We start from the raw sequence: 17,351 nt of genomic DNA, 5'->3' as shown, positions 1-17,351 counted from the left end.
ATTTAACATGGAGGCGATTATAATGATGCTTGAACAGCCAATGAAAAATTTCTTCATGTTTCTTTCACAAAATAAAGCGATGAATACTGCGGCGAAAAGGTGGGGGTTACAGTTTGGCGCCGCACAAGTCGTCGCAGGTCAAACAATTGATAGTGCCGTAGAGCGAGTAATGGAATTAAATGCCCAAGGACTAACATGTACGCTTGATCATTTAGGTGAATTTGCCAGCACAAAAGAAGAGGCATTAGAAGCAGCAGAATGTTGTCTTCAAACGTTAGATGCGATTGAAGCAGCAGGAGCAAATTGCAATTTATCCTTAAAAATGACGCAGCTTGGTCTTGATATTAGTGAGGATTTTTGTATAGATAATATGCGCCGCATTGTCAGCCGCGCAAAGCAGTATAATAATTTTGTTCGCATTGATATGGAAGACTATTCACATTGTCAGCAAACATTAACGATTTTAGCCGAGCTTCGTAAAGAGTATGATAATGTAGGAACCGTCATTCAAGCTTATTTACATCGCTCTCTAGAAGATATAAAAGCATTACAGGGCATCCCGCTTCGCCTTGTGAAGGGAGCGTATAAAGAGTCACCTGAGGTAGCTTATCAAGAAAAAGCGAAAATTGATGAAAATTACTTTAGTTTAATTAAACTGCACCTGTTAAGCGGCAGTTATACAGCGGTTGCGACACACGATCATCATATTATTGAAAAAGTAAAGCAGTTTGTAAGAGAAAATAACATTCCAAAAAGCCAATTTGAATTTCAAATGCTGTACGGCTTTCGCACAAATTTGCAGGTTGAGTTAGTGAAACAAGGCTATACGATGCGTGTATATGTTCCGTTTGGAAACGATTGGTTTGGCTATTTTATGCGCCGTATGGCGGAGCGTCCTCAAAACGCAGCCTTTGCGTTAAGAGGTTTCTTTTCAAAATAGGAAAAAAGACGACTGCAGATGCAGTCGTCTTTTAATTCTTTTGTTCGCTAAATAGTTCAAGCAGTTTCTTGTCATTTACAACAATATCAGCAAGTGTGTATTGATCAAGAACACTAATATAAGCTTTAAGGGCATCATTTAAAAGATGTTTTAAGCGGCAGGCAGGGCTGATAATGCAGGCATTTCTATCGGCATCAAAGCATTCGACAAGATAAAAATCTTCTTCTGTTTGACGAACGACTTCTCCAATATTAATAGTTTCTGGCTGAAGTGCAAGTCGGATTCCGCCGTTTCGACCTCGAACTGTTTCAATATAGCCAAGCTTCCCAAGTTCAAATGTTACTTTCATTAAATGGTTTTTTGAAATTCTGTAAACATCGGCAATTTCTTTAATATTGGAAAGCTTCTCCCGATCTTGTGTGGCCAAATAAATAAGAACTCGTAATGAGTAATCTGTATATTGTGTTAGGCGCATATTCATACCTCTTTCAACGATACATGTATGTTGTTATTTTATCATAAATTTTTTTAAAGTTATAAACGAAGAATTCTTTCTTAATTGTGACGAATTTATTAAAGATGTATTTTAAATATTGCTTTTTTATGGAGAAAAAGGATATCATAAAGATGTATTTAAAATACTTCTTTAAGAAGGCGAGGAGTTTTCTTATGTTAAAGCCAAAAACAATTGAGACAATTAAGTCAACGGTTCCAGTATTAGAAGTGTATGGGGAAGCGATTACAAAAAGGTTTTATGAAATGCTGTTTACGAATCATCCGGAGTTGTTAAATATTTTTAATCATGCAAATCAAAAGCAGGGCAGACAGCAGGGGGCGCTTGCAAATGCTGTTTATGCGGCGGCAAAGCATATTGATGAGCTTGAAAAAATAATTCCTGTTGTGAAACAAATTGGTCATAAACACCGCAGTCTTGGTGTAAAGCCAGAACATTATCCGATCGTTGGAGAGCATCTATTAATGGCAATTAAAGATGTATTAGGTGATGCGGCAACAGATGAAATTATTGAGGCGTGGGGCGAGGCGTACGGCGTGATTGCAGAAGCCTTTATCGGGATTGAAAAAGAAATGTATAACGAAGCAGAAAATCAAGAAGGCGGTTGGGAAGGGTTCCGACCATTTGTTATTGCGAAGAAAGTAAAAGAAAGCAGTGTTATTACATCTTTTTATTTAAAGCCTGAGGATGGGCAGGTTATTTCAACTTTTCTTCCTGGTCAATACGTAAGTGTAAAAGTTGCAATACCTGGCGAAGAAAATACACATATTCGTCAGTACAGTTTATCAGATGCACCTGGAAAAGATTATTACCGCATCAGTGTAAAGCGTGAGGAAGGAAATAACAAGCCTGACGGAAAAGTATCAAATTATCTTCATAATAACCTAAAGGAAGGAGATAAGCTTGAATTAAGTGCTCCTGCTGGTGACTTTACATTAAATATGAATACATCTTTACCGGCTGTCTTTATTAGCGGTGGAGTTGGCTTAACACCGATGGTTAGTATGCTGAATACAGCTGCAGCGGTACAGCCTGAGCGTAAGGTAACTTTTATTCACGCAGCTATTAACGGAGAGTATCACGCACTGGGTGAGGGTGTTCGAAAGCTAGCAAATGAACAAGAACATGTAAAAGCGTATTTCTGTTATGAAAAGCCGACAGAACAAGATCGCAAGGAAGGACAATTTGATAAAGAAGGATATATTGATCTTGCGTGGTTAAAAGAAATGCTTAAAACAAATGAAGCAGACTTCTACTTCTGCGGACCACTGCCATTTATGAAGGCGATTCGCAGTGCATTGCTCGAATGGAATGTGCCGCAAGAACGAATTCACTTTGAATTTTTTGGTCCTGCCGTTGATTTAGAAAATGAAGAAAAGGTAACAACTCGTTAAGGAACGAAGAAAAAGAGGAATCTACTTCTATAAGGATCGATTTAGAAACAATGGATATTCCCCACTTCAACTAGTAAGTGAAGGAATATTCATTGTTTTTTAGTTCATTATCCCTGAAATGTTTATTAATGGTATTTATTCGAATTATCCTATGTTACAATTTGCTGTAATGCTAGTTTAATAGAATGGTGAGGTGTAACAGTGGGGAAAGAAGGAACGATTAGAAGAAACATAGGGGCAGTAATAGCAGCACTTTTTATGAGCATGCTCATTTCACAAGGAGCTTTTGCTGCTGAAAACGAAATTGCAGAAAAATGCGGGTATGACAACACATCAAAAGAAAACCCGTCTTATCAAGTGATGAACTGTCTGTTAACTGAAGCGGCTCTAAAAGCTAACATACCTGCTGAAGTTGTAAAAGGAATTGCCACACAAGAAAACGGGGAATGGAAGCATTTTGATGAGTCAGGAAAGGCAATTATTTCAGAGGACGGCGGCATTGGGATTATGCAGATTACCAATTATAAGGAATCTGAAAAAGATCAGCTTAAAAATGATTTAATTTTCAACATTGCAAAGGGAGTTAAGATGTTGAATGAAAACTTTAAGCGCAGCGATCTACCAAGAATTAATGATCATGATCGTAACAAAATTGAAAGCTGGTATTTTGCGGTGATGGCTTATAACGGCACAAAGCCGGTAAATAGTCCGATTGTTCGAGACACAGGTGAGCGAAATAAAGAAGCTTATCAAGAGAAAGTATTTCGGTACATTGAAGCACAAAGTTCGGATATTAATGGAGATATTCTATTAGATTTAAAACATGATGAGCTGCCTTTTAACAAAAGTGATTTTACGTATGATAATAGTAAAGACGAATCAGGAAACATAAAGAATATTGAGTTTGAAAAGCTGCAATATAATGTTGATTTTGTTCTTACTGAAACAAAGCATCATTTTGAGCAAGGTACTATTGTTTCTGTAACAGATGCTGTAAAACTGCGTAGTCAACCTAAAACAAAAAGTGATGAACCACAATTAGAAAAAGATGAATTTCTTACAATTACAGGTCCTTTTACGTATGATTTAATAAGTAATGCAAACCAATTTGTTTGGTATCCGGTTGTAGATGTAGAGGGCCAATCAGGTTATGTTGCATCAAGCTATTTAAGAGGGATTCATGAATTTGATGATTTTGGACTTAACGAAACAGATAAAGGCTTTAAAGAAGTGAATGCACTGTACCAATTAGGGATTATTAAGGGATATACAGGTAATAATTTCCAACCTGATTCTTTATTAACGAGAGCTGAGGCGGCCGTTTTTCTAAGCCGGGCTTTAAACTTAGACAAACTACCTTACAACCTTTCGTTTAAAGATGTGAAAAAAGATGATTGGTTTGCAGAGGATATTGCAGCTGTTTATCATCACCCTAAGAAAATTTTCTCTGGGAAAAGCAGTACATATTTCGGTGCTGCAAACCGGTTAACACGAGGAGAAATGGCAGCTGTACTTAACAGGGCCTTTGAGTTAACGGAATCAAGCGGAAAGACTGTTCTTCTTACTGATATAGAAGGGCACTACTTTGGGAGCGATATTAGGATATTAGCTCAAAATAACATTACAGCAGGATATCCTGATGGCACTTATAAGCCAGACAATGAAATTACAAGGCTTCATTTTACCTTGCTGTTGTATCGGGTTTTAAATAAATAAAAGAGATTGATTAAACAGCTGCGTGTGGAAGGCTGTTGTCTCTATGAAATGTAATGGTCTTTTCCGAAAGATGAAGATAAAAAACGACTGCAGCCGCAGTCGTTTTTTTATTGATTGAAAAAACCTTCATTCAGGAAGTTTTCAATTATTCATGATAGAATGCTAGTAAACAACTAGCTTCATAGCATAAAGGAGAATAAAAGTGAGGATAAAGCGGACAAAGATTGAAAGAATCTCGTTAAGTTTTTTCATTGCTATAGTGCTGTTTTTAGTGCCGGAGCCGCTGTTTGCTAATAACGAAGAAACGATTGCTGGAAAGTGTGGTTACAATTCTGTCAGGGCTGGGAATCCCTCTTACCAAGTCATGAATTGTTTACTAACAGAAGCTGCATTGAGAGCAGAAATCCCCGTACCTCCTGAAGTTGTTAAAGGAATCGCCACCCAAGAAAATGGAGAGTGGCTTCATTTTAATGAAGAGGGAGAAGCTGTAATATCAGATGATGGCGGTATTGGACTGATGCAAATTACAAACATTCAGGGATATGAGCGTGAACGGTTAAAAAATGACCTTGTTTATAATATTGAAACAGCTGTTAATATGTTAGTCAATCATTTTAAACGCAATGATCTTCCGAGAATGAACGATCATCACCCTAAATATATTGAAAGCTGGTATTTTTCAGTTATGGCTTATAACGGCATTAAGCCGGTAAACAGTCCTATCATTCAAAAGACGGGTGAACGAAATCTGGATGCCTATCAGGAGAATGTATTTCGCTATATTGAAGAGCGAAACAGTGTCATATTAAAACATAGAGAGTTTTTATTTAAAGCAGCCGATTTTAGCTATGATCCAAATCAAACCGCTAATATTAAATTTATGAAAATGAACTATAAACTAAATGATTCATTAACCCAAACAAAACATCACTTTCAAACAGGAGATGTTTTGTTTGCGGCAGATGATGTGAAGTTGAGATCATCACCTAGTACAACAAGCCTTGTTGAAATTATTAATGTTGGGGAGGCACTTAAAGTTACTGGTGATTTTGTATATGATGAGCGCTCTGAGAGCCTAAACCACTTTGTATGGTATCCTGTTTCAGTGAATGAGAAGACGGGATATATTGCTTCAAGTTATCTTCAAGAAGATGAGCCCGTTATTTCTGTCAGTTCTTTTGCTTCAGAGGAGGAGGAAACAGAAGCACTGCCTTTTGTAGAATTTTATCAATCGCAAGCAGTTAAGAAAACAGCAGTGATAGGATACCGGATGGCTGGAGCAGATCTTCTTTTTTCACAACTTCTGTTTTTCGATGACAGAAAAAGGGTTAAGGCAGAAAATAAAAACGCTCAAAAATGACAGACAACTATAAAAGTGTCCCAATAAACACAATAATGAGTATAAATAAAAGGAGCTTACATGATGAAACAGGAGCTTGTCTATGAACCAACATGGAAAAGAGTGCTGTCAGAGCAGGATCATGATTTAATCGAAAAGATTTTTGAAAGAACACCCCCTCCAACAGAAGGAGAGATTCAGTTTATTCCGATTCGAGCGGCATATAACCATCGCGGGGATTTAATTGCGACAGCACTTATTCAAAACAGCAAGAACAGCTCTTTTTCAGTTTATGAGCTGACTTTAATTTATAAAGAAAACGGCACAGAGCTCGCAAAGCATGTTTTTACCATCCCAAGGCTTCATATTCCGCCACATACAACGATGCCTTGGTCGTTTCTGTTTCCAAAAGAAGCACAAGACAAGAAAGCCTCATTAATAGAGTGGGAACTTGTATGGGAACCTGCCATGAAAGGCTAAAATAAAACAAATAATGGACATTTTTCGTTTCACTCCCTCAAAGGGGGGACTTTGTGTTAAAATAAGTCTTAAAATTTAAAATAAATTTACAATACATTCGAAATATAGACAAAAGGAAGGTTGGCATATGAACAGAATTCAAATCGAGGATATCATCATTGCAAATCAAGCCGTAAAAGACGTTGTCACACAAACGCCGCTGCAGCGAAATGAAGTGTTATCAAAGCGGTATGAGTGTAATGTTTACTTAAAGCGTGAAGACCTTCAAGTTGTAAGGTCTTTTAAAATAAGAGGCGCATATAATTTAATTCAAAGCTTGTCAGAAGAGGAGCGAAGTAAAGGTGTTGTTTGCGCAAGTGCCGGCAACCATGCGCAAGGGGTAGCCTATTCGTGTAAGGCTCTAGATATTCAAGGGAAAATTTTTATGCCAAGTACAACACCTCGTCAAAAGGTAAATCAAGTGAAGTTCTTTGGCGGAGAAAATGTTGAAGTTAAATTAATTGGTGATACGTTTGATGACTCCTCTATTGAAGCAAAAAAATATTGTGAAGAGCATAACATGAGTTTTATTCATCCATTTGACGATGTTAAAACGATTGCAGGTCAAGGCACGATTGGAATGGAAATTATGAATGAAATGGATGAACAGGTTGACTACATGTTTGCGACAATCGGCGGCGGCGGGTTAATTTCTGGTGTGGGAACGTATATTAAAAGCATCAGTCCGCAAACAAAGCTCATTGGTGTAGAGCCGTTTGGAGCGCCAAGTATGAAAAAATCAATTGAAAAAGGTGAAGTGGTTACCCTTGAATCAATTGATAAATTTGTAGATGGCGCTGCTGTGAAACAAGTCGGCTACCTTACGTTTGATATTGCGAAAGAACTGATTGATGACATTGTCGTCGTCCCAGAAGGAAAAGCATGTACAAAAATTTTAGAGCTTTATAATGAAAATGCAATTGTCGCAGAGCCTGCAGGAGCGCTCCCGATTGCGGCATTAGATTTTTATAAAGAAGAAATTAAAGGGAAAAATGTTGTATGTGTGATTAGCGGTGGGAATAATGATATTGGGCGCATGCAGGACATTAAAGAACGCTCCATGATTTATGAAGGACTTCAGCACTATTTTATCGTTACTTTTCCACAGCGTGCCGGCGCATTAAGAGAGTTTCTTGAATATGTGCTTGGTCCAACAGATGATATTACGCGTTTTGAGTATACGAAGAAAAATAACCGCGGTGAAGGTCCTGCATTAGTCGGAATTGAGTTAAAGCATCCTGATGATTATCAGTCCTTAATGCAGCGTATGGAGGAAAAAGGATTCCCTTATATGGAAGTGAACAACAAGCCTCTTTTATTTAATTTATTAATTTAATTAGCTTGAAAGGTTTCATCGGAATCCAGCATAAAGGTGATGATGAAAAATGATGAATTATAACATTGGAGCCATTAAACAGCAGCTTGGAAATCGAAAGCCCAACATATTAGGGCATGAAAAAATGAAAAAGTCTGCAGTGATGCTTCCACTTCTTCGAGAAGGCGGAGAAACACATCTTTTATTTGAAGTGCGGGCCAAAACACTTCGAACACAGCCGGGAGAAATTTGTTTTCCGGGCGGAAGAGTCGATGATGAGGACAAGAATGAAGAAGAAACAGCTGTACGGGAAACATGCGAAGAGCTCGGTATAAACAACGGTGATATTGAAATTGCCGCTCCGCTTGATGTATTAGTGATGCCGTACAAGCTGTTAATTTATCCGTTTGTGGGCGTTGTTTCAGAAACAGCTGTTTTAAAGCCAAATGAAAGTGAAGTGGGCGAAGTGTTTTCTGTGCCGCTGAAAGAGCTTTTAACACAAAACCCTGATCGGCATCATGTTGATTTGCATGTACGTCCAAACGAATCGTTTCCTTTTCATTTAATTCCGAATGGCAAAGCATATAAATGGCGTTCCACTCAAATTGCCGAATATTTTTATACGTACCAAGATTATGTGATTTGGGGTTTGACAGCACGCATTTTACATCATTTTTTACAGTTAGTTGAAAAAGAAGGCATATAAAAGAGGTGAACTCAAAATGAGGTCACCTCTTTATTTAATGGGGGGATTTACGTTCCTTTTTTAAAAGATAAGAAGTATAAGTTTTGGTGTCTAGCTTCAGGCGCCATCGGCTCGAGGTCACAAGTCAACCCGTCCAGAAGATAAAAAGCAATCTTCTAGCCGTCTTGCCTTGTGCTTGTCGCCGATAAGCAGGCGCCTTGCGCTTTTCTTATACCGTTACAATTTCGCTGTATAAAACATCCTGCAGGGAAGCATAGTGATCATTTAATGCTTCTGCGACTGCTTTGTATGTGTATTCTCCTCCTAGCACGTTTACACCGAGCCCTAGTGCAGGATTTTCAGTTACCGCTTTTCTTACACCTTTATTCGCGATTTGAAGCGCGTAAGGAATCGTGACGTTTGTAAGGGCAATCGTTGATGTTCTTGGTACCGCACCAGGCATGTTTGCTACGGCATAGTGAATAACATCATGTTTCACATATGTCGGGTTATCATGTGTTGTAACCGTATCTGCGGTTTCAATAATGCCGCCTTGATCAACCGCAACATCAACAACAACAGAGCCAGGCTTCATCAATTGAATCATTTCTTCTGTTACAAGTTTCGGAGCTTTTGCACCAGGAATTAAGACTGCGCCAATTACAAGATCAGATTCCGCAACGGCTTCTGCGATGTTCATTGGATTTGACATTAATGTATTAATTTCTGTGCCAAAAATATCATCAAGCTGGCGAAGGCGTTCTGGGCTAAGATCAATAATCGTAACATCGGCACCAAGACCCATCGCAATTTTTGCTGCATTTGTTCCAACAACACCGCCGCCGATAACTGTTACTTTCCCGCGTTTAACACCAGGCACACCGCCAAGAAGAATCCCCATGCCGCCTTTTGGTTTTTCAAGAAACTGTGCCCCGATTTGAGCAGACATACGTCCTGCGACTTCACTCATTGGGGTTAATAATGGAAGGGTGCGGTTTTGCTCGACTGTTTCATAAGCAATTGCTGTAATGCCAGATTGCTTTAATGCTTTGGCAAGGGCTGGCTCTGCCGCAAGATGTAAATAAGTGAATAAAATTAAATCTTTATGGAAGTAGCCGTATTCTGATGCAAGAGGCTCTTTTACTTTCATCACCATTTCAGCGTTTTCCCATACATCCGCTGCATTTTCAATAATACGTGCACCTGCCGCTTTGTAGTCAGCGTCTGTAAAACCGCTTCCGACACCCGCATTTTTTTCTACCATTACATCATGACCTGATTTAGTTAAAGAAATAACGCCTGCTGGAGTGATGGCTACACGATTTTCATTGTTTTTAATTTCTTTTGGAATTCCGATACGCATAATATATGCCTCCTTAAAATGGCTTAAACTGTTTTATCTAAGGAGAATTATACGTGTGGAAACGGTTTAATACATTGTTGAGAAAAAAGAAAAAAAGAAGTTCAATTTGTGAAATTTCACAAATTGAACTCCTCATGAAGTTTTTCTGTTTTTAAATCGAGGTACAGCGTCACCTTTTGCGCCATGTTTTTTAAATCAATGTTCGCAATTTCGGAAATTCGTTTTAAGCGGTAGTTTAGTGTATTTACATGAACGTGAAGAGCATGTGCCGCTTCTTTTACATTGCTGTCATGATTTAAAAATACTTCAAGCGTATGAACAAATCCGCTGTTATGGATGCGGTCATACTGTCTAAGCTTTTGCAGTTCTTGGTTTTCAATGTGTTCTTTTTGCTTTTGTTCTAAAATAACCGGCAAAAACCGGTAAAATCCAAGATCTTGATAACTTTTAATCTCGTTTGTTTCTTTTGGAAACTGCTTTTTAATTTGTAAAACCGTAAGTGCTTCTTGGTAGCTTGCTTCTACTTTTAAATAACTGTCATACATGGAGCCGCATGCACCGTCAACGGCATGAATACTAAAGCGCTCCTTCATCTGCGTTATAAAGGCATTTATAAACTCGGCAACATCCTGTTTATTAGGACTTAAAGGCTGCGGTGCCGCGAGAAGAATTAAGTGATTGCGATCTACCGCATGACAAATAATTTTAACTTTTTGTGTGGTTGATAAAATATAGTGAATTTGCTTCTGTGCTTTTTCACTAAGTGCTTCAGAAAATTGAAAAACGAGAACACGAAAAAACGGCGGTAAGCTCACCCTTAAACGCTCTGCTTCTTCTTTAATAACAGTTTCTACATGTAAATGTCCTGTTAATAGCTGCCAAAAGAATTCCTGCAAACCTTGTTCTTCTTTTCGTTTTCGTACCTGAAGCTGTAAAAGTTTTGTTTTCGCTGCTTGTGCCGCTTTTTTCAGTTGTAAAAAGTCCTCATCATTTAGTTCAACATTTACTTCAAGAAGCCAAATAAATCCTAATACTTCATTGTTTTTTCGTATGGAAATGGCAATTCTGTTTCCCAAACCAATTTCATCAATTGGGGTAATGCGAATCGGTTCATCACTATTTAACAGCTTTTGAATGAAACCATCGCGCCATAGACTGTTAATTACTCTTTCAGGAACACGCCGGCCGATAATGGTTGCAATACGAGCCGGATCGGACTGTGCTTCATGTGAGCTGTAAGCAAGTAAGCGATGATTGGCATCCTCAAGGGTAACCGGACAGCTTGTTACTTCACTAATTGTATCGACTAGCGTTTCTAAGCTTTCAAATGTTCCTGAAAAAGGATCTTTTTGATAGTTCATTATGATTTCTCCTTTATTAACATCGTGAAAAGAAGACAAAAAGGTAATGGTTTATTACTTGTTTTATTTTAACGAAGAATTATGCGGTATCCTAGTCTTAGTTTTTATAAAGAATGATAAAAAAGGCACCAGCGTTTAGATAGTCATGATAAATTAAATAAGAACAATTAGTGAGAGTGCAGGTGAAAGAATGTGATCTATGTTTTTGTAGGATTAGCTGGAGCTTTAGGAGCTTTATTTCGTTACAGTATTAGTATAAGCACGGCGTCTCTATGGTTTTTTCCCTTTCCGCTTGCGACACTGCTGGCAAATATAATCGGCTGTTTCATGCTCGGTTGGTTTACGACAAGAATAATGAAACAAAATAAAGTATCAAAACCGCTAGCAGCAGCAATGGGAACCGGTTTGATTGGCTCTTTTACAACCTTTTCAACCTTTAGTGTGGAGACAGTAATGCTGTTGGAAGAAAAATTAATAATAACGGCTCTTTTATATGTAGTAAGTAGCTTTATTGGCGGTCTGCTGTTTGCTTGGTTTGGCTATCAGCTTGGCCGCAGAAGGGAGAAGTCGTATGATTAATGTTCTCCTTGTGGCTGTTGGTGGCTTTTTTGGAGCGATAACCCGATTTACAATTAGCGGATGGGTCAAAGCGTATGTTCCATCACTTTTTCCGTATGGCACGCTTTTTGTAAATATATGCGGCTCTTTTTTGTTAGGTGTTTTAATAGGAGCTGACGTAGAAACTGTGTGGAAACTTTTGGTTGGGGTAGGGTTTATGGGCGCCTTTACCACTTTTTCAACTTTTAAAGTAGAAGTAATTGCGCTGATTGAAAAGCGTTCTTGGAAACTTGTCATTGCCTATGTGAGTGTTAGTTATATTGGTGGTATTATATTTGCTTATTTTGGATATTATTTTAAACTTATTTTTTAAAGTCTACTCTTTATAAGAAATAGCTGTTAACCCTCTCGTTCTATAGAATGAGAGGGTTTTGATTAGGAAATTATTAATTTTGAAAATTCTATTTAAATATAATTATTTTATTATTCTGTGTTTTAAGAGGTAAAGTGATTTTTCATGTATACTAAACGCAACGATAAAAAGACAACTGTTCATCAGGGGAGGACAAATAAATGAAAAAATTGGGATTACTGCCGCGCATTTTACTTGCGATGGCGCTTGGCGTTGTGATTGGCGGCTTTTCTCCAGAGTGGTTAGTGAAACTTTTTGCAACGTTTAATGGCATCTTTGGTAATTTTTTAGGTTTTGCGATTCCGCTTATTATTATTGGGTTTATCGCACCTGGCATCGGGCAAATGGGGAAAGGGGCAGGGAAGCTCCTCGGTTTAACGGCAGGTGTTGCCTATGCGTCAACAGTTTTAGCTGGTACAATTGCTTATTTTGTAAGTACAGCTGTTTTCCCTAAAATTTTAAAAGTAGGCGCGCTGTCAGGCGAACTTGAAAATCCGGAAGAAGCGCTCGTATCCGGCTTCTTTACAGTCGAAATGCCGCCGGTGATGGGAATTATGACGGCCCTTCTTCTATCGTTTGCACTCGGACTTGGTATTGCGGTGATTAAAGGAAATACACTAGAGAAATTTATGGTGGATTTTCGTGATATTATTGAAAAACTCATTGCGAATGTGATTATTCCGCTGCTTCCGTTTCATATTTTCGGTATTTTCGCGAATATGACACACGGTGGTCAAGTGGCGACAATTATGTCTGTTTTTGCAAAAGTATTTGTGATTATTATTCTTGTTCATACAGCAATGATTATTCTGCAGTATGTGATTGGCGGCGGAATAAATGGTAAGAATCCATTTCTGCTCTTAAAAAATATGCTTCCCGCTTATTTTACAGCACTTGGAACGCAATCATCTGCAGCAACAATTCCGGTTACAGTAAGACAGGCAAAAAAGAATGTTGAAAACGAAAAAGTTGTTGATTTCGTTGTTCCGCTCTCGGCAACAATTCATTTATCAGGAAGCACGATTACACTTGTAAGCTGTGCACTTGCTGTAATGATGCTTCATGATATGACAATCTCATTTTCATTAGTATTTCCATTTATTTTAATGCTTGGGATTACGATGATCGCTGCACCAGGTGTTCCTGGAGGAGCGGTAATGGCGGCGCTTGGTTTATTAGAGGGGATGCTTGCGTTTGATCCCGTACTTCTTTCATTAATGATTGCTCTTTATCTTGCACAGGACAGTTTTGGAACAGCTTGCAACGTAACAGGGGATGGGGCAATTGCGCTTATTGTTGATAAAATTCAAGGCTTCATTGGAAGCAAAGAAAGCTTAAAACGCTCAGCATAACTTCTGATTAAAAGGGACAGAACATCTTAAAGGATAAGATTTCTGTTCCCTTTTTTAAAATTAAAGAGTATGCAAAAGAAGCTTTCTTTCAATATTAAAAAAAGAACCCTTTCTTTTTAGCGATTTTATGTTACAATCTTCTATAATATTTATACTAGACTGAATATTTTAATATCGTTATGGTAGGAAATCGGCCTCAATAGTTATTCAACATGAAACAGGCTGGAGGAGGAAAAAAAGTGAAAGTTGCAAAATTTGGTGGATCATCTGTAGCGAGTGCAGAACAAATTAAAAAGGTATGCAATATTATTACGGCAGATGCTGAGCGCCGCCTTGTCGTTGTATCAGCACCAGGAAAGCGATGTAAAGAAGATGAGAAAACAACCGATCTATTAATTGCTCTTGCTGATCAATATTTACTGAAAGGAAGCGCGGAAGCAGAACTTCAAAAGGTTATTGCCCGTTATGAAGATATTGCACAAAACCTTAATTTAGGTACCGATATTATTGAAGAGATTCGTGCTGATTTAAAAGCGCGTTTAGCGATCGATACAAACAATCCGGGTTTATTTATGGACAGCCTTAAAGCGAGCGGTGAAGATAACAATGCCAAGCTTATTGCAAATTACCTGCAAAGCCTAGGAATTGAAGCACATTACATTAACCCAAAAGAAGCGGGCCTTTTAGTAAGCAATGAAGCTGGAAATGCGCAGGTGCTTCCAGAGTCTTATGACAATCTGTATAAGCTTCGCGAAAAATCAGGCATTTTAATTTTCCCAGGATTTTTTGGTTATTCGCCTGAAGGAACACTTGTAACATTCCCGCGCGGTGGCTCAGATATTACCGGCGCTATTTTAGCGGCGGCCGTCCAAGCAGATTTATATGAAAACTTTACAGATGTAGATTCTGTTTATGTCGTAAATCCGAATTTAGTTGAAAATCCTCAAGAAATTAGCGAGCTTACTTACTCTGAAATGCGTGAGTTATCTTATGCAGGTTTTTCTGTGTTTCATGAAGAAGCATTAGCGCCAGCAGTACGAGCGAGTATTCCGGTTTGTATTAAAAATACGAATAATCCATCAGCACCGGGGACAAAAATTATTGCCAAGCGTCAATATGCATTAAACCCTGTTGTTGGAATTGCGAGTGATACAGGCTTCTTAAGTATTTATGTTGAAAAGTACTTAATGAACCGCGAAATTGGTTTTGGTCGTAAATTGCTGCAAATTCTAGAAGAAGAGCATGTTTCTTATGAGCATACACCATCAGGTATTGACAGCATTTCTGTTATTCTTCGCGCGAATCAATTAAATGCTGAAAAAGAAATGCGTTTAGTGGAACGCATCAAAAATGAATTAAAAGTAGATAAAGTTGAAATCGAGCGCGGTCTTGCGTTAATTATGATTGTAGGGGAAGCCATGCACCAAACAATCGGAATTGCTGCACGAGCTGTTTCAGCAATACAGCGTTCCAATGTAAACATTGAAATGATTAACCAAGGTTCTTCTGAGGTTAGTATGATGTTTGGTGTCAAAGAAGAAGGTGCTGATAAAGCGGTAAGATCGATTTATGAAGAGTATTTTGAAAAAAGTTATGTAGAAGAAGCGCTTCAAAATCCATATCCTGTTCGTTCATAATTGAGAAACGACCTGTCTTTTATTAGACAGGTCGTTTTTTGACTTAAAGAGTAAGAAAGTATAAATTTTAGTAATGTCCAGCAATAATGGCTCGTCTTTTACAGCTGTTCTGTTCGTTTGATACAATAAAAGAGGGTTGATAAACTTTTTAATCATTGGAGGAACTGTCATGCGTTTAGAAGGGAAAAAGGTTTTAAGCTTTGTTCATCATGACTTTGAAGATTTGGAGTTATGGTATCCGATTTTACGCTTACGTGAAGAAGGTGCTGTTGTTCATTTGAGCGGGGAATCTAAAGAAACATATATCGGAAAATACGGGGTACCGGCAGAAGCCGACTTTTCATTTGATGAAATTAATCCAGAAGATTATGATGCACTTTTAGTACCTGGAGGATGGGCACCAGACAAGCTGCGCCGTTTCCAAAAAGTAATTGAGATTGTTCAGTATATGGAAGAAAATAAAAAGCTAATCGGGCAAATTTGTCATGCTGGCTGGGTATTAATTTCCGCAAAAATTCTTGAAGGAAAGAAAGTAACAAGTACACCTGGCATTAAAGATGATATGGAAAATGCGGGCGCACAGTGGATTGATGAGCCGGTTGTTGTAGATGGACATCTGATCTCAAGCCGCAGACCGCCTGACTTACCACCTTACATGAAAGCTTTTTGTGATGTGCTTGCTAAATAATAATAAAGGGGCTGTCTCAAAAGCATAGAGTCAGACCCTCCCCGCCTCATATAAGTATACGTTTTATAAAATGAATCTATATCTTGTATGAGGTTGTGGGGGGTCAGACCCTAATGAGACACCCCCTTCATTATTTATAAAAAATCATGCTAAAGGGCGCGGTGAAATCACAACACCATCTTCATCTGCATACACATAATTTCGAGGCTTCCATTCGACGCTTCCAAACTGAAGAATACTGTCTCTTTCGCCTTTTCCTTCTTTTTTACTTTTCAAAGGCATCGTATCGATTGCGAGAATCCCAAGATCGAGTTTAGCAAGTTCTGCTGAATCACGAACACATCCATAGATGATAATGCCCGCTAATTCCCTTTTTAGCGCAATTGCTGCTAGCCTATCTCCAAGTAGAGCGCAATTTTTTGAACCCTCACCGTCGACGACGAGAACAGCTCCTTTTGAAATAGAAGAAATCGCTTCTCGAACGAGTATATTATCATCTTTAACTTTCACTGTAGCAATTGGCCCTGAAAAAGTTTTTTTCTTTCCATATGATTGAAAAGAAAGGGTACAAATTTGAAGTTCTTCATGAAATTCATCACATAAATCTGCTGTTTTGACTTCCTTCATCATCTCTCACCTCTGTTCGACAAATTTTGTTCCACGTGAAACATAATATTCGATCTTCTTATATGTTGTTTCGTTATTTAACGCTAAAATCCTTTTAAAGAGAAGGGTTTTAACATATTAAAAAGAGGGTATTTATTATGAAAAATAATAAGATAGGTGTTGACTGTCGCTATAGATTCCTTTACAATAAATGTTAAGAAAGCGTTTTCAATTAAGTTTTTGTTTCCCTCTACTAGTTAATTAAGAAATTGTATTTAAAAGGGGGCTTTAAGATGGAAGCAGTTTATAATAATGTTGAAAATCGAAAAGATTGGATTATTAATGAGCTAATCTCACTTGATATTTATAAAATGAGTGATGGCCGTCATTTGTATGAGGTGCCGTTAGATGATTTAGAAGAAGCGTATCACGGAATAAGAAGAAAAGTTTCTAATTGTTGAATTCCTCGCTAAATATAGCGAAGGAATTCTTTTTAAGTTCAGCTCCAAATCATTTCGTTCATGAATAAAATGACTACTGAACAATTTTAATAATGTTTGCTATAATAGTGAAGTGGATTCAAAATTTAATACTTTTAAGAAAATGTATTGACATTTTATTTAGTATCATGTAAAGTATTATCTTGTCGCGAGGTTATTGCAAAAAAGCAATTAACACTCACGAAAAAAACTTTTCGAAAAATGTTGACAAGGTTTTGAATATATGATAAATTATATCTTGTCGCTTCAACGAAAAGTGATAACAACTGTTCTTTGAAAACTGAACAAAACGCCAAGCGAATTTATGCAATATCCCGAAAGAAGCAATTCTTTCGACAACAACTATTGAGCAATTCAAACTTAATTTGAGAGTTTGATCCTGGCTCAGGACGAACGCTGGCGGCGTGCCTAATACATGCAAGTCGAGCGCGTGAAACTAACTGATCCCTTCG

At 37.9% G+C, this 17,351-nt stretch carries 17 protein-coding genes and 1 rRNA gene; 14 read left to right on the top strand and 4 right to left on the bottom strand.

Annotated features, from left to right (window positions below):
* The first annotated feature begins 25 nt into the window (after positions 1–25).
* Positions 26–940, top strand: coding sequence for a proline dehydrogenase family protein (locus DS031_RS12985; RefSeq protein WP_113806590.1), 915 nt, complete (start codon positions 26–28; stop codon positions 938–940).
* A gap of 31 nt (positions 941–971) precedes the next feature.
* Here DS031_RS12985 and DS031_RS12980 read toward each other — a convergent pair whose 3' ends face one another.
* On the bottom strand, positions 972–1,415 hold the full coding sequence (locus DS031_RS12980; protein ID WP_113806499.1) for an Rrf2 family transcriptional regulator: 444 nt from the start codon (positions 1,413–1,415) through the stop codon (positions 972–974).
* A 152-nt stretch (positions 1,416–1,567) separates the two neighbouring features.
* Here DS031_RS12980 and hmpA point away from each other — a divergent pair, with 152 nt between their 5' ends.
* The 6 genes from hmpA to DS031_RS12950 all read left to right on the top strand — a co-directional run bounded on the left by hmpA (position 1,568) and on the right by DS031_RS12950 (position 8,443).
* Positions 1,568–2,848: an NO-inducible flavohemoprotein gene (hmpA, locus tag DS031_RS12975; protein WP_113806498.1), complete on the top strand. Its 1,281-nt coding sequence runs from the start codon at positions 1,568–1,570 to the stop codon at positions 2,846–2,848.
* A 201-nt stretch (positions 2,849–3,049) separates the two neighbouring features.
* Complete coding sequence (locus tag DS031_RS12970) at positions 3,050–4,564, top strand: S-layer homology domain-containing protein (protein ID WP_113806497.1); 1,515 nt, start codon at positions 3,050–3,052, stop codon at positions 4,562–4,564.
* 202 nt (positions 4,565–4,766) lie between these two features.
* On the top strand, positions 4,767–5,924 hold the full coding sequence (locus DS031_RS12965; protein ID WP_113806496.1) for an SH3 domain-containing protein: 1,158 nt from the start codon (positions 4,767–4,769) through the stop codon (positions 5,922–5,924).
* Positions 5,925–5,987: 63 nt separating this feature from the next.
* The gene (locus DS031_RS12960) at positions 5,988–6,383 is read left to right on the top strand and encodes an SLAP domain-containing protein (RefSeq protein ID WP_181833146.1); all 396 of its coding nucleotides are present in this window, start codon (positions 5,988–5,990) and stop codon (positions 6,381–6,383) included.
* Positions 6,384–6,510: 127 nt separating this feature from the next.
* Positions 6,511–7,758, top strand: coding sequence for a threonine ammonia-lyase IlvA (gene ilvA / locus DS031_RS12955; RefSeq protein WP_113806494.1), 1,248 nt, complete (start codon positions 6,511–6,513; stop codon positions 7,756–7,758).
* Between the two features lie 49 nt (positions 7,759–7,807).
* Entirely contained in the window at positions 7,808–8,443 is a 636-nt protein-coding gene (locus tag DS031_RS12950; RefSeq protein WP_245947408.1) for an NUDIX hydrolase, read from the top strand.
* 208 nt (positions 8,444–8,651) lie between these two features.
* Here the strand turns inward: DS031_RS12950 and ald are convergent, their stop codons facing one another.
* Both ald and DS031_RS12940 read right to left on the bottom strand, forming a co-directional pair.
* On the bottom strand, positions 8,652–9,785 hold the full coding sequence (gene ald, locus DS031_RS12945; protein ID WP_113806493.1) for an alanine dehydrogenase: 1,134 nt from the start codon (positions 9,783–9,785) through the stop codon (positions 8,652–8,654).
* A gap of 116 nt (positions 9,786–9,901) precedes the next feature.
* A complete protein-coding gene (locus tag DS031_RS12940; RefSeq protein ID WP_113806492.1) occupies positions 9,902–11,146 on the bottom strand; it encodes a PucR family transcriptional regulator in 1,245 nt (414 codons plus the stop codon).
* Between the two features lie 192 nt (positions 11,147–11,338).
* Between DS031_RS12940 and crcB (DS031_RS12935) the strand changes: the two genes are divergently transcribed.
* The 5 genes from crcB (DS031_RS12935) (at position 11,339) to DS031_RS12915 (ending at position 15,793) form a co-directional block, all read left to right on the top strand.
* Positions 11,339–11,725 carry a fluoride efflux transporter CrcB gene (gene crcB, locus DS031_RS12935; RefSeq protein WP_113806491.1) on the top strand — a complete coding sequence of 129 codons (387 nt, stop codon included), beginning with the start codon at positions 11,339–11,341 and terminating at the stop codon, positions 11,723–11,725.
* Positions 11,718–12,077, top strand: a complete 360-nt coding sequence (gene crcB, locus DS031_RS12930; RefSeq protein ID WP_113806490.1) for a fluoride efflux transporter CrcB — start codon at positions 11,718–11,720, stop codon at positions 12,075–12,077. Before crcB (DS031_RS12935) ends, crcB (DS031_RS12930) begins: the two co-directional genes overlap by 8 nt.
* Before the next feature lie 200 nt (positions 12,078–12,277).
* Positions 12,278–13,468, top strand: coding sequence for a dicarboxylate/amino acid:cation symporter (locus DS031_RS12925; RefSeq protein ID WP_113806489.1), 1,191 nt, complete (start codon positions 12,278–12,280; stop codon positions 13,466–13,468).
* A gap of 239 nt (positions 13,469–13,707) precedes the next feature.
* The gene (locus DS031_RS12920; RefSeq protein ID WP_113806488.1) at positions 13,708–15,105 is read left to right on the top strand and encodes an aspartate kinase; all 1,398 of its coding nucleotides are present in this window, start codon (positions 13,708–13,710) and stop codon (positions 15,103–15,105) included.
* Positions 15,106–15,274: 169 nt separating this feature from the next.
* Positions 15,275–15,793 carry a type 1 glutamine amidotransferase domain-containing protein gene (locus DS031_RS12915; protein ID WP_113806487.1) on the top strand — a complete coding sequence of 173 codons (519 nt, stop codon included), beginning with the start codon at positions 15,275–15,277 and terminating at the stop codon, positions 15,791–15,793.
* 144 nt (positions 15,794–15,937) lie between these two features.
* Here DS031_RS12915 and rraA read toward each other — a convergent pair whose 3' ends face one another.
* Entirely contained in the window at positions 15,938–16,420 is a 483-nt protein-coding gene (rraA, locus tag DS031_RS12910) for a ribonuclease E activity regulator RraA (RefSeq protein ID WP_113806486.1), read from the bottom strand.
* Positions 16,421–16,692: 272 nt separating this feature from the next.
* Here rraA and DS031_RS12905 point away from each other — a divergent pair, with 272 nt between their 5' ends.
* Both DS031_RS12905 and DS031_RS12900 read left to right on the top strand, forming a co-directional pair.
* Positions 16,693–16,860, top strand: coding sequence for a Fur-regulated basic protein FbpA (locus DS031_RS12905; RefSeq protein ID WP_113806485.1), 168 nt, complete (start codon positions 16,693–16,695; stop codon positions 16,858–16,860).
* Positions 16,861–17,260: 400 nt separating this feature from the next.
* Positions 17,261–17,351: ribosomal RNA gene (locus DS031_RS12900) — 16S ribosomal RNA — on the top strand; the annotation flags it as partial.

Source organism: Bacillus taeanensis (assembly GCF_003318295.1).
Lineage (GTDB): Bacteria > Bacillota > Bacilli > Bacillales > UBA6769 > Maribacillus > Maribacillus taeanensis.
This window is presented reverse-complemented; position numbering and strand designations above follow the sequence as displayed.

What these genes read in the sequence shown, in the direction of transcription:
- DS031_RS12985 (WP_113806590.1), top strand. Translation starts at nt 26, where the DNA reads ATGCTTGAACAGCCAATGAAAAATTTCTTCATGTTTCTTTCACAAAAT.
- DS031_RS12980 (WP_113806499.1), bottom strand. Translation starts at nt 1,415, where the DNA reads ATGCGCCTAACACAATATACAGATTACTCATTACGAGTTCTTATTTAT.
- hmpA (WP_113806498.1), top strand. Translation starts at nt 1,568, where the DNA reads ATGTATTTAAAATACTTCTTTAAGAAGGCGAGGAGTTTTCTTATGTTA.
- DS031_RS12960 (WP_181833146.1), top strand. Translation starts at nt 5,988, where the DNA reads ATGAAACAGGAGCTTGTCTATGAACCAACATGGAAAAGAGTGCTGTCA.
- ilvA (WP_113806494.1), top strand. Translation starts at nt 6,511, where the DNA reads ATGAACAGAATTCAAATCGAGGATATCATCATTGCAAATCAAGCCGTA.
- DS031_RS12950 (WP_245947408.1), top strand. Translation starts at nt 7,808, where the DNA reads ATGATGAATTATAACATTGGAGCCATTAAACAGCAGCTTGGAAATCGA.
- ald (WP_113806493.1), bottom strand. Translation starts at nt 9,785, where the DNA reads ATGCGTATCGGAATTCCAAAAGAAATTAAAAACAATGAAAATCGTGTA.
- DS031_RS12940 (WP_113806492.1), bottom strand. Translation starts at nt 11,146, where the DNA reads ATGAACTATCAAAAAGATCCTTTTTCAGGAACATTTGAAAGCTTAGAA.
- crcB (WP_113806490.1), top strand. Translation starts at nt 11,718, where the DNA reads ATGATTAATGTTCTCCTTGTGGCTGTTGGTGGCTTTTTTGGAGCGATA.
- DS031_RS12925 (WP_113806489.1), top strand. Translation starts at nt 12,278, where the DNA reads ATGAAAAAATTGGGATTACTGCCGCGCATTTTACTTGCGATGGCGCTT.
- DS031_RS12915 (WP_113806487.1), top strand. Translation starts at nt 15,275, where the DNA reads ATGCGTTTAGAAGGGAAAAAGGTTTTAAGCTTTGTTCATCATGACTTT.
- rraA (WP_113806486.1), bottom strand. Translation starts at nt 16,420, where the DNA reads ATGAAGGAAGTCAAAACAGCAGATTTATGTGATGAATTTCATGAAGAA.
- DS031_RS12905 (WP_113806485.1), top strand. Translation starts at nt 16,693, where the DNA reads ATGGAAGCAGTTTATAATAATGTTGAAAATCGAAAAGATTGGATTATT.